The organism is Paraburkholderia sp. WC7.3g (assembly GCF_050436345.1).
GTDB lineage: Bacteria > Pseudomonadota > Gammaproteobacteria > Burkholderiales > Burkholderiaceae > Paraburkholderia > Paraburkholderia podalyriae.
Map to the genome: position 1 here is coordinate 2,794,459 of NZ_JBNDMA010000002.1, position 11,954 is coordinate 2,806,412.

Sequence of the window (11,954 nt, forward strand, 5' to 3'; positions counted from 1 at the left end):
GGGATCGGGCCATCCATTCAGTCTGGAGACAGCCCAATCATGAAAACCACCCAGCGCGCGCGCGCCCGCGCGTTCGTCCTCTGCTGCCTGCCGTTCGCGAGCGCCGCATGGTCCACCAGCGCGTCGGCGCAAAGCAGCGTCACACTGTACGGCGTCGTCGACAATGCGTTCGCCTACGTCAGCAACCAGAAGGGGCATTCGAACTTCTACATGAGCCAGGGCAACCTGCAGGCGAGCAAGTTCGGCTTTATCGGTTCGGAAGATCTCGGCGGCGGCACGAAGGCGATCTTCCGGCTGGAGAGCGGCTTCAATTCACTGACCGGCGCCCAAAGCACTGCCGGCTACCTGTTCAACCGCCAGGCCTATGTCGGCCTCGCGAACGATCGCTACGGCACCGTGACACTCGGCCGCCAGTACACGCCCTACTTCCAGATGGTCGGCGCGCTCGGGCCGACCGGCGTGCTGACCGGCGCGACCGGCGCGCACCCTGGCGATGTCGACGCCCTCGACACGACGCTGCGCTTCAATAATTCGGTAACCTACCTGTCGCCGACGATCGCGGGCCTGCAGGCAAGTGCGCAATATGGTCTCGGCGGCGTGCCCGGCAGCGTCGCGAATGGCAGCCTGTTCAGCGCGGCGCTGCGTTATGACTTCCAGCCCGTGTCGCTCGCGGCCGGCTACGTGAAACTGAAGGACATCGCGACGAGCGCGGCGCTCGGCAGCTTCGCGATCAACTCGCCGGTCAACAACGGTTACGCGAGCGCGCGCAGCACGCAGCTGTTCGCCGCGGCCGGCCGCTACACGTGGCACGATCTGATGGTAGGCCTCAACTACTCGAACGTGCAGTATGCGCCGGGCCACGGGTCGCTGTTCCTCGACAAGGCCGTGTTCAACACTTACGGCGCGATTGCGACGTACCGGATCACGCCGAGCGTGACCGTCGGCGGCGGCTATAGCTTCACCCAGGCGAGCAAGGCGAACGGCATCACCGATCCGGCGCACTATCATCAGATCTCGCTCGAACAGACCTACAGCCTGTCGACGCGCACCACGCTGTACGCGCTCGAGGCCTATCAGCGTGCGAGCGGCAAGTCGCTGATCGCGTCAGGCACCGGTGTGACCATCGCCGACGCGGTCGCGGTGGTCGGCGACTCGCAGAACACGACGCCGTCGTCCGGTCCGTCGCAGTTCGTCGGGATGGTGGGGCTGCGGCACGCGTTCTAAACGATACCGTTGCCGTCAGTGGCGCGACCGGCGCGACCGGTTCCATCGTGTCGACTCGTTGCGGGTTGCGTTGAACAGCGGTCCGCGTCTTCAGTTGTGGCGGCGCGTCGATCACGCCGTACCTCGCTCGCAGCGGATCGCGCTCGTACGTGCGCAGCGTGCTGAGCGCATCCGACCCGTCGGTACCGATCCGGCTGCCGACGCGATAACCAATCCGCGTCGGCGCCAGCGCTCACGCGTCGTTGGCTGCGACGCGAAAATCCTAAATCGTCCCAAACCAGAACGCATCGGCTTATAACTATTTTTATTGACTAGCTCCGCGAAGGCAGCATGTATTCAAACAACTCGCGGTCGTTGGCAAAGCCGAGCTTTTTCATCCCCTGCTTGCGCTGGGTACTGACGGTTTGCAGGCTCCGATGACTTAATGCCGCGATTTCGCTGATACTCATGCCGCTGACATACAGACGCAGCACTTCTCCTTCACGCGCCGACAGACGTCCGACTTTCCTCGCGTCGAGTTCTTCGCAATGGTTAATACCGGCGATGCGCCGCACCGATGGCGCGACATAGGATTGGCCGCGTGAAACGGAACGCACCGCGCTAACCAGTTCTTCCGGCGTGTCGCTTTTCAGCAGCACGCCATGCGCCCGCGATCTGATTACCGCTCTCAACAACGGAGGATTGGTGAGCGTGGTGACGAAGATGACTTTCGTGGACGGATAGGTCCTGCGCAGCAGTGCCATCAGGGAGGTACCGTCCCTGTATATTTTCCCCGGGATCTCGAAATCGCTGAGCAGCACGTCGACCTCTTTTTCCCGAAGCAATTCGACGATTGCGGTGGAGTTCTCCGCCTCGCCAACCACGCTCAAGCCAGCTTGCCTTCCGAAAATACATCGCATTCCTATCCGCAGAATCGAATTGCCATCCGCGATAGCGATCTTAGTAAGCAAAACTCACCTCCAGACGATGGTTATCGATCACCACTGCATCTTTTCAGACTGACTTCCACATCTCTACTGAAAATCATAACGCCCCTTCATTCATAAAATCAGCATCGACAAATGGATAAAAACACCTTGTTTAGACGACTGGAATTCGAGATGAACTTATGCAATCAGCATCAACATAGCTGATCTTTACTTGCCCGGATAGCTGGATGAAGGTGGTGACCGCCCGCGATGCCCTACTAGCGCGTATTGTGAGGTGCGCCCGGCAAAATGCGAGATAGTATAAGCACGAAATATCTGTCAATAAGTGCAAACGTCGGACTGACATCGATTGATGTACACAGACACAATTTGTGTTCACGCGTTGATATTTGATTGGTGCTGCATCGCATCTTAAAAATTTATCGCGAAATTTGAATGAACTTGCGGACAGCCGCATTGCGTCCGTAGAGGACCGTGCGTAAAGCAACACCTGCGGGTGCATCGGGAGTCTGCGCAGGCCTGACGGGTAGATGCAGCGTGTAGGTCCGGTGAGTGCGACGCGGCATTTGCGCCACGAGGCGAATGATGCTCGGCGCAACGCCATACAGATGCCACTACCTTTCGAGTTTGTCTGTGGACCGGCTTGGCGCGCCAACGGCGCCACGTATCGATCAGTAGACCTGCATATCAACGCGGGACATAGTCATACGTGGCGGCGAGATCAAAACCCAAAAAAGACCCCGCAAAAACAAAAACCCCGCAGAGCCTAGACTCTGCGGGGTTCCACCGCCACTTCTGGCGGAGACGGAGGGATCGCGATGTTCGAGGCAAACCCATGCTGGGTTTGACTCCCAACTTTTCAGTCGGAGGCCACCCCTACTCACACCCCCACTTCGTCCAGCCACTGATTTTCCCACAATATGAAAAAATCGGACCTGCATGCTCGCTCACACCACGCTTCGCAACCACCTGCCGCAGTCTGGCGCAACACCTTATTTACCAAACGACGAGACTTGGCGGCGACCAAGGGTGCGCTGGCCAACGCCCGAAATAAAACAGCCCGCACATAGGCGGGCTGTCAAAAAGGCGGGGCGGAGAATACTGCGGAACAACGTCCAGGCCAGCAAACCCTGACCCCTTTTTTCTGTCGCTGAAGCGATAAGCCTCAACTGCGAGGCTAGAATAACGCTTTTCTCCAGACCTTGCAAGCCAATGCGTCTTGACCTCCGCATCGCCGCCGCTCACGGACTCACGCGCCGTCAGCACTTCTTCTGCGAGTGCTGGTTCAACCTCGTTCATGAAGCGTCCCTCGACGCATTCCGCGTAAGGGCAATGAACCCGCTCAATGTTCTGCGCGAACTGCTCAAAATGATCAACGTTGATCATGCGGGCGAAAGCGACATAGGCCGGGTGGCCGCCGAAGCACAGGCAATCCTAGCCGAATCAATTGTACTGAAAGACGTAGCGTTTGTTCCGAGTCACACCCACCTGGTGGCCCTGCTTGATGGAGCCAAGCCGGCGAACTTCAACCAGGCAAGCGAGGGCGACGCGAGCAAAGCCTGGGGAGTAGCGTTGATGAAGCAGCGCTCGCTCGTGGACGCCTTCGGTCGAGAGCTTGAGAAAGCGATTGAGATCCACTTCGTTCCGGCCAGCGTAGCGTGGTTGACTCGCGAACTGGCAGTACCGGAAGCCGCCGGCGGACTTGGCACAACCCCGCAGGAATTCGAGAAAATCGAAAGCGTGCTGGGGATGCTCCTCAGTACGCTGATCAACCGGGGCTGGAGCATTGAATCGTTGTTTATGCTGTACCGCCTGATGCTTCTGCCCAATCCCAACAGCAATGATGGTGCGACGCCCTATCGTTTTGATACGGCATTCCAGGCGGTATGCGAGCGGCTCAGCGCCTCCCCCAAGCCTTATCGCATCACGTTTGCGATCAGTAACGTGAGCAAACCGGAACAGTTTCCGGAACAAGTCGGCGACATCGAATTTCAACCTACGCCGCCCGACCTTGGGATCAATTCCAGCAACTACGTGAAGCGCTACGCAAAGTCCGGCGGAGGAAGACTTTTCGCGTCAATGACCGTCCCGGCACAGGATGGGCGCATTGCCGGATCGATTGCGAGCGACCGGATCGGGCAGGTACTGGACGTCGTCCGGTACGACTATGAGCGCAAAAACGTTCAACTCGCGGACAGCTTCCTCGTACAGAAGCAGGACAAGCATATGTTACTGCGTCTGCCCGGCACGGTGCCGAATCCTGACTCGTCGCTCAGCGCGGCACAACTGGACGAATTTATGCGTCGGCTACAGGATCTGGTCGGCAGCGGCACACTGTCCTCTGACGCGAAGGACCGGATCTATTCCGCGTTTCGACTCTACCGCATTGGCGCCGATACGCCGAATTTTGAGAACAAGCTCGTGAACTGGTGGACGGCCGTGGAATTCCTGATCAAGGGAAGCGGCGCAGGCGGAGGAGGCATCGGTGCTGGCGTCGAGCAATCGCTTGCACCGACGGTGACGCTTTCCTACCTACCGAAACACCTGCTCGCCCTCCGCGCGGTACTAATTGACCTCGGAATCGACCTGCGAGACAGCGCTGGACAGCCGATCGAACTCAAGCGTATTGGGCTCGCGAGATTCTATGAGCTGCTTCACGAAAAAGCGCATCGCGATGAGATCGAGCGAATCTGCCGCGATCGGCCATTCATCTGGTTTCGGACAACCCGTTTCCTTGGCGTCGCGCTGGATTGCAAAAAACTGGCTGCAGCTCTTGCGAACCACGAGCGCCGTGTACGCTGGCATGTGCAGCGAATCTATCGTGCTCGATGCGACATCGTTCACAGCGCGCAAAGGATGGTGGATGCAACGCTCTTGTGCGCGAATCTGGAGTTCTACCTCAAGACGGTTCTGTCGACTTTTCTCGAGGCATTACACCGCCATTCCACACTGCGCAGCCCGCGAGAGTTTTTCGACCGGCAGGAATACGCCTATCGGCAAATTGTTACCGATCTGAAGGCCGATAGTACTGCTTCACTGGCAACAATGCTGGCCAACAAAGACGCCGTTAGTGCAGCCACCGCGTAGACTCGCGCTCGACCAAGGCTAGGTTCGCATATTACTTTCAGGAGAGGCTGTGGCACTTGAAGATGACCTCAGGAGTTGGGTGAAGGATACGTTTCGCCTTCAATGGGACGAAGAAACAACCACTGCAGTGCCCAACGCTGAGGATCTCAGGCTCAACACAAACCATGCAAAGGATCTCGAAGAGGCTGTCGTACTCTACGCAGATCTCGACGGCTCAACAGACATGGTCGACAACTATAAGTGGTGGTTCAGCGCGGAGATCTACAAGACGTTTCTCAAGTGTTCGGCCGACATCATCAAAAGTGAGGGCGGCACGATTACAGCATACGACGGTGATCGCGTCATGGCCGTCTATACCGGCGATTCAAAAAATACGTCGGCTGCTCGTACTGCGCTCAAGATCAACTATTGCGTGAGCCAGATCATCCAGCCAGCGCTCGAAGAGCAATACAGCACGACGGATTTTGTGCTCAGACACGTGGTCGGAATCGATCGGAGTCAACTGCGTGCCGCACGAATCGGCGTGCGTGGCGACAACGACATCGTGTGGGTCGGGAGAGCCGCAAACTATGCCGCGAAGCTGACGAATCTTCCGGGAAAGCCCACCCGCATTACGGAAGCCGTCTACAACAGACTGAGCAATGATCTGAAAGAGACGGACGGCCAGAACATGTGGATCTGCGAGTACTGGAAGGAAAAGGACATGAATATCTACACGTCCACATGGCGCTGGGGCAGTTGCTAGGCGGCACTTCACAGCACCCGCCCGCTGGTTTCCACGAGAGCTCCCAAGCCCCGGGGCCAGACAGGTTGCAATCTCAAATTGGGGTAATGCGCCATCACGCCTAAAGTCAGATTCGCGGTCCCATCTGCTGGATATACTTACGCAATTCGTTACACGCAGGGGCAAACCTCGCCTCCGTATCTCGTTTCTGGTCGAACACGTACGGAATGGTTGTGATGCCCTTCATATCACTGGGGAGCTTGACACCCTCCCCGCGCGGCTCCATCAGGATGGCCCGGTTCAAACCCAGTTTCCCCATGGCAAGCCCAAGCTCGAAAATGACGTTGTCACGCGGCGCCGGCCAGTCGACGCCGCGGCTGGTCGTAACGTCATCTGTGTGAGCGATGGCAATCGCGAAATCACATTGCTCGAGTTCGCTTTCCAGAGACGTGAGCGTGTAAAACGTGACCCTGAACACGCCCTGGTGCCAGGGGACGATCACAAACGGATCGTGAGCAAACTGATCCTGTAACGCCCGAGTCACCGGGATAGCCTCCGCCGACGAGATGAGGAGAACGCGAACGAGGTCGCGCTTCTTGCTGACGAACCGGTTGCGCTCGCGCAATCGCTCGGCGAGTTCTTTCGCCATCCGGCGCCAGAGGTCCGGATAGCGGGCACCGAGATCACTTAGCTGTGGCTCCGTGACCCTAGCGACGAGCGAGTCCTCAGCCGCAACTACCGTAGCTGCACGCTTCGCAGTCGGATCGATCGCCGCCATCTCCCCGACCGCGACTCCGGCGGATCGCTGCTGAACGACTGTCGCATTCACGACCACGTCGAGCTTACCCGCGATAATGAAGTAGATGTCGTTATCGAGAGCGTCCTGCTCGATAACGGCCGCTCCCTGCTCCACTGCGAGAAACTCTGCGACATCCGCAAGCTCCGTCGCCAGGGCCTGATCGCCCCCGACCAGCTTCTGCGTCGAAAAAGCCTCAACGCGATGACGCTTTCCCTGCTCCCCTAAAAAACGCTCCAGCATCGTCTATCCTCTCCTGTATCGCCACCCCGGATCCTGGAATCCACCCCCACGCGATCTGTGACCCCAGCCGATCGCCTTCAACCGCCAGACGCGTCCACCGCACGGAACCTCCATCCTGCGCATCACGACGGCTGGCATCGTCGCATTCGGACCCCGCGGGCGCCTTCCAGTTCGTTCAACTCGGCCGTGGGATCCAGCGGCAAAAGCATCAAGCCACCCGCCGTCGTTCCCGGGTTCGCACCGACTATCCGACAATGTAGTGAATGTCTTGCGACTGCAGCACGCCCAGAAATTCGTCCGGCACGCTGGAAAAGATCACGAGGCCATCGATCCCGGCGCTCTCAGGTGGCTCGGAGACAATCGTCCACCCCTGCCCGCGGCGCCACGCTACGAAGATCTCCCGCACCCGCCTTGCCTGACTCGCATCAACGGATATTCTCGACATCACAAGTCCCTCTTCCTAGCCCATCTTGCCCATAACGTCGGCCACAAGCGCGTTGATCCGACCTGCGGCACGCTTCAATGCATTGATAGCATCACCCGGCTGCTGGTTCTCGGCCGCCAGGTGAGCCACCTGCAACTCTGCTTCGGCGTTCGACAGCAACTGCCTACGGCTCTCATCAAGTGCGCCAGCCGCCGCGAATTCACGTTCTGCCCGCACCCACGCGGCTCGAAGCGCCATGTGTATCTGCCCAACATCGGCCTTCTCAACGTTTCCATACAGCTGGTTAAAGACGTCGGCCAGTTCACTGGCCACCGCCACGGCTGATCTTTGAGCAGCACCGTTATACATGTCTTACTCCCTGTCACGTTCATTTCGATAGCGCCGCTGCATCACGCCTTCACGGATGCACAAAATCACGCAACGCGCCAACCTGCCTCTCCATCCTCTTTGCGTCAACACAAGTGACGCCCGCTTGCAGTGGCCATTGTTCCGACCTCGAAAATCGAGCATGACCGCAGCGGAAAAACGGGATAAAGCATAGCCTGAAAGCTCAAGGACTGCCCCCAATGATGCCACGCCCATAGTCGGCAAATTCATCCCGAAAGAGTTGCTCCGAAATCCGGACCGCTTCCGGGTACCGGGATTGAACCTGCCCGCCCAGTTGCCATTCCCCGCCTCGCGCGCTGAACACAGGACCTGTTACATCATTGATACTGCTACTGTTGATTGCACAACAAAATTCCTCGAATGCTTCTACGGAGACGATTGCGTAAGGGACCTCACTCTGGATCCCAGACAACCCCTTCCTTTCGAGCTGCTCTTCAATCCTGGCATGCAGATCAAACCAGGCTTGCGGACTAAGCAGATTCCAGTCTGCCAAAGTGACAACAAGGTTCATCGACGGCAACGCATTTTTCTTCCAATGCGTCTGTCCGTGCAACGCCAGCCGGATATTCCGATAGTTTTGAACGACAGCGCCCGCCAGAACGTCGAGTTCCTCGTCGAGATCGTTCTGGCTCGCGGCCACGCGTCCGCGCAGTGCCAGGCGTTTCGTCTTGCATTCCACAAACACGTTACCCGTAGCGTCGGAAAGGATGAAGTCCGCTCCGTGATTGATTTTCTTTCCGACGAAAAATGGGCGCTCACGATCGACGACAATATGGCCGGACGAGCACGCCCTCTCGATTACCCGACCTGCGTATCCTTCGAACGCACATCCGAACGCATTGCCAAACTCCGGCTGCCCGAGCAGCAGATAAAAAATGCCATCCGTGAATCGGGCCATTGCCCTTTCCGGCTCGGGACAGTACACCCGCTCGGGGTGCAACGAATCCAGGCTGACCAGCGGCTTGTCATCGAGAAAATTGAAGGTGTACTGCCAGGTATGGTCGAAGCGCCGTGCGTCGTCAAGCGACGCACGAGCCAAAGAAAAATGGCCACTCATCCGATCGAAGAACTTGTCTCTTGACGAGTCGCGAACTCCCAGTCGCGTCAGGTCAAGGTTCGTCACGAATCGCGGCCCCTTGGAAAACTGTGTATATGTCACGAAGCCGAGGATCGAGTACTCCCGCGCGGACATCTCTAGCGCTTTTTCAAACATGGGGGCTACTGCAGCATGCTCATAAAGCAGGACATACCGCATGAACTTCGAAACGGAAAACCGTCTCTGCGAAGGCAATTGCTGCTGGCCGATACGGTGCAGTTCGAGCTGAAACGTATCCTGGGTTACGCCCGACACCTTGTCGCTGAAGGCCATGATCGCATTCACCGCGGCGGCAAGATCCTGCCAGCGAGACAGATTCCGACCTTCGCCTCGCAGTGTCCCGTTCAACAGCAGCTCGCGACACAGCAAACTCAACTGAAAAGGAAAGATTTTCGTGCGGAGATCGGGAAAAGGGCATCCGCTGATGCCGTGATCCCCGTAGCCCGACACGTGGCGAGATAGCTGCCAGACGACGGGCAGAGAATCTTCCAGAGGAAATCCCCGCATCAGATGGCGCAGCGGCTCGTATTCGGCGTCCACGACGCAGTGCTCGCCTTCCATCTACAGTGCCCAGCCAATTTCACGCAGAACAAAGCTGGTCGCGTGGACCGCAAGCGCTGCGTCCTCGTCAGAAATTTCGCGCAGACCATAACGATGACGCTCGTTGTCCTTTGCACGCGGATGAAGCGAGTTGACAACCTCCAGCGTCGAGCGCAGCAGCCACCGGCTGTCCTGGCCAAACTGCCGCTGGATGGCCTTGATACAACGTGCAAGGTCCTCGCAGAGCAGCCCACTGTCACCGGAGAGCTGGTACAGCCATCGCGAAACCAGGACAACACAGAGATTCCGGCACTGGTCCACGACCGACGTCGGTAACTCCCGATATGCGGCATTCAGCACGCGTTCGAACGCCTGCTTCACCTGCGCAAGGTTCTCGGGATGAATTTTCGATTCATCCAGCGCGGGGAGAATTCCCATCGCCGACTCGGCGCGCAGCGTGACGAGCACGTCCTGGCTGACCGTCGACTCGGTTTGCAGCACGCGCCACATCGAGAACGATCCGGCATCACCGATTGCCAGTCGCATCCCCTCGCCCCCTCGCGGCCGGCTCAATAGCTCGGAGCAGTGAATGTAGACGCATAATTGCTTCGGGACGCGCCCATCGCTTCGACCTGCCCCGTAGTCAGACGATGCAAAGGGATGGACGTCGACCAGCACCGATTCCCAGCCCGAGTTGCCAAACGATTGAAAGATCCGGCCGCGCCGCACGCGAGAAACTGGATCGAACGATTCCTCCCGGAAGATCCAGGAAAAGGGATCATGGTCCAGGCCCCTGGGCATATTGCCCAGGTCCGACAGGGATTCAATGAGCCTGCATTGCGACACGACAGGCGTCGGTACCGCGAGATATCGTGGCGCGTCCTTTCCCTCGTAGACTTGCCCCGTATTCCGTTCAATCCCCAATCGAGACATGACCGTTATCTCCCCTAGAACTTTGTGTAGCTCGCCAGCGCCAACGCCCATGGAACGATCGCGAAGGCGGACCAGACATACGCCCGACGCAGCGACGCGAATTTCTGCGTCAGGATGACCGAGTTGCGCCAGCTCTGCGAGAGGAGATCCTCCGTCAGGGCAGTTGAACTGAGTCGCGAGAACGCCGCGATAAAGTCCTGTTCGCCACGGGCTGAAATCTCGCGAAAATAGACGAGTGAGCCCGCGCCGCCTGCCAGGTTCGGGAACGAGCCGCGGTACAGATGGTACGAACTGAACCCCAGCAGCATCACGAACAGGACGATCAGCCCCCAAAGCACATAGGGCGGAAACGTCGCAGTGCCGACTGCTGTCACTCGCGTGAACAGCACGCCCAGCATCCCGACATTCGCGCCAAGCACAACCGACAGCTTCGTGTCGACCCGCGAAAAGAAGCTGAGCACCAGATTCAACTGGTCCCGCGCTGCCTTGAGCTGATCGTCCTCACCCAGTCTTGCAAGTGCTGGTTGACCGTCCTCTGCCATATGGATTCCCCCCGTCACGGCGAATTACTGCCTGCGATTTCAGCCGGCCATTTTCCCCGCTTCGGCCTCGGCGATCGCTGCCTTGAATGCGTCGTAGTTTTCAACCACCAGCTGGTTCGCCGCAGGTGTCCGGTCATGCTCGTACATATCGAACCGCATCCGCTTGTTGAAATAGAAGAGCATCGCCATCCTGACCGGCAGGACCAGCCGCAGTCCGGGCATGCCGTAGTCATGCGCAACGGTCTGCCTCTGCGACTCACTGAGACCAGGATGTGGAGCAACGACCACATCGAACCGGCGATGCCAGTACGTGTCGTCGCTGCCAGTCGCCCCCGGCGGCCCGCTCTTGCCAAGATCCGCGCACCGGGACAGGACGAAATCCTTGAATCCCTCCGTCAGGTGACAGAAGGCGCGGACATGCCAGCGAACCCCGTTGAAGCCGAAGGCAAGCGGGGTAATCCGGCGCCAGAGCTTCTCCGGGCGCGCCACGTTAAACGACTGGTATTCAATTTCAACGGATTCGTTCGCCCGGATCGCCGCCAGCAGGCTACGCAGGATGTCTGGCGCCACCTTTCCCTGCGGAATGATCATGGCGTCCACATCCGGGGCCGCTGAAATCCACGTATCCCCCAAACCAAGGTCGCCGTCCGCCACTGCGCCAACCTGGCTCAGATACCGCTCCGCATCCGGCGACAGGAGATGCGGCCGGAATCCCGGTCCGGCGACGTAGCGCTTCTGGCTGCTGTCATAGACCAGATTGACCGGCGCAAGATTTTGATAAAGGGTCAAATCTGCCGACGCCTGGGGCACCGATACCCCGAACTTCTCGACGATCTCCCCGCGGTTCACCCCCCCTTCCCAATACACGCGGAACTCGATGAATTCGAGCCTGCGTTCAGTGCCCCACCGGATCTTGTCCCTCGTATCTTTGCCCATACCAGAATAGTTACTTGACGGGTTGCGTTTTGCTACCCATAATCAAACTATACGCGTTTCTGTGTTGCTGGC

At 58.4% G+C, this 11,954-nt stretch carries 11 protein-coding genes; 3 read left to right on the forward strand and 8 right to left on the reverse strand.

What is annotated here, in order from left to right; all coding sequences use genetic code 11:
* Positions 1–39 precede the first annotated feature (39 nt).
* Positions 40–1,224, forward strand: coding sequence for a porin (locus tag OKW43_RS24240; protein ID WP_429450330.1), 1,185 nt, complete (start codon positions 40–42; stop codon positions 1,222–1,224).
* Between the two features lie 311 nt (positions 1,225–1,535).
* Here the strand turns inward: OKW43_RS24240 and OKW43_RS24245 are convergent, their stop codons facing one another.
* Positions 1,536–2,174, reverse strand: coding sequence for a response regulator transcription factor (locus OKW43_RS24245; protein ID WP_187633044.1), 639 nt, complete (start codon positions 2,172–2,174; stop codon positions 1,536–1,538).
* Between the two features lie 1,191 nt (positions 2,175–3,365).
* Here OKW43_RS24245 and OKW43_RS24250 point away from each other — a divergent pair.
* Complete coding sequence (locus OKW43_RS24250) at positions 3,366–5,240, forward strand: hypothetical protein (protein ID WP_187633045.1); 1,875 nt, start codon at positions 3,366–3,368, stop codon at positions 5,238–5,240.
* A gap of 49 nt (positions 5,241–5,289) precedes the next feature.
* On the forward strand, positions 5,290–5,985 hold the full coding sequence (locus OKW43_RS24255) for an adenylate/guanylate cyclase domain-containing protein (protein ID WP_187633046.1): 696 nt from the start codon (positions 5,290–5,292) through the stop codon (positions 5,983–5,985).
* A 106-nt stretch (positions 5,986–6,091) separates the two neighbouring features.
* Here OKW43_RS24255 and OKW43_RS24260 read toward each other — a convergent pair whose 3' ends face one another.
* The 7 genes from OKW43_RS24260 to OKW43_RS24290 all read right to left on the reverse strand — a co-directional run bounded on the left by OKW43_RS24260 (position 6,092) and on the right by OKW43_RS24290 (position 11,882).
* Positions 6,092–7,003, reverse strand: coding sequence for a TIR domain-containing protein (locus OKW43_RS24260; protein ID WP_187633047.1), 912 nt, complete (start codon positions 7,001–7,003; stop codon positions 6,092–6,094).
* Between the two features lie 244 nt (positions 7,004–7,247).
* Positions 7,248–7,448 carry a hypothetical protein gene (locus OKW43_RS24265; RefSeq protein WP_187633048.1) on the reverse strand — a complete coding sequence of 67 codons (201 nt, stop codon included), beginning with the start codon at positions 7,446–7,448 and terminating at the stop codon, positions 7,248–7,250.
* Between the two features lie 15 nt (positions 7,449–7,463).
* On the reverse strand, positions 7,464–7,796 hold the full coding sequence (locus OKW43_RS24270; protein ID WP_187633049.1) for a hypothetical protein: 333 nt from the start codon (positions 7,794–7,796) through the stop codon (positions 7,464–7,466).
* Between the two features lie 202 nt (positions 7,797–7,998).
* A complete protein-coding gene (locus OKW43_RS24275; RefSeq protein WP_187633050.1) occupies positions 7,999–9,492 on the reverse strand; it encodes a hypothetical protein in 1,494 nt (497 codons plus the stop codon).
* Positions 9,493–10,404, reverse strand: a complete 912-nt coding sequence (locus OKW43_RS24280) for a hypothetical protein (protein WP_187633051.1) — start codon at positions 10,402–10,404, stop codon at positions 9,493–9,495. It abuts the gene before it with no gap.
* A 14-nt stretch (positions 10,405–10,418) separates the two neighbouring features.
* A complete protein-coding gene (locus OKW43_RS24285; protein WP_429450335.1) occupies positions 10,419–10,946 on the reverse strand; it encodes a Pycsar system effector family protein in 528 nt (175 codons plus the stop codon).
* A 39-nt stretch (positions 10,947–10,985) separates the two neighbouring features.
* Positions 10,986–11,882, reverse strand: coding sequence for a WYL domain-containing protein (locus OKW43_RS24290; RefSeq protein ID WP_187633055.1), 897 nt, complete (start codon positions 11,880–11,882; stop codon positions 10,986–10,988).
* Between the last annotated feature and the right edge of the window lie 72 nt (positions 11,883–11,954).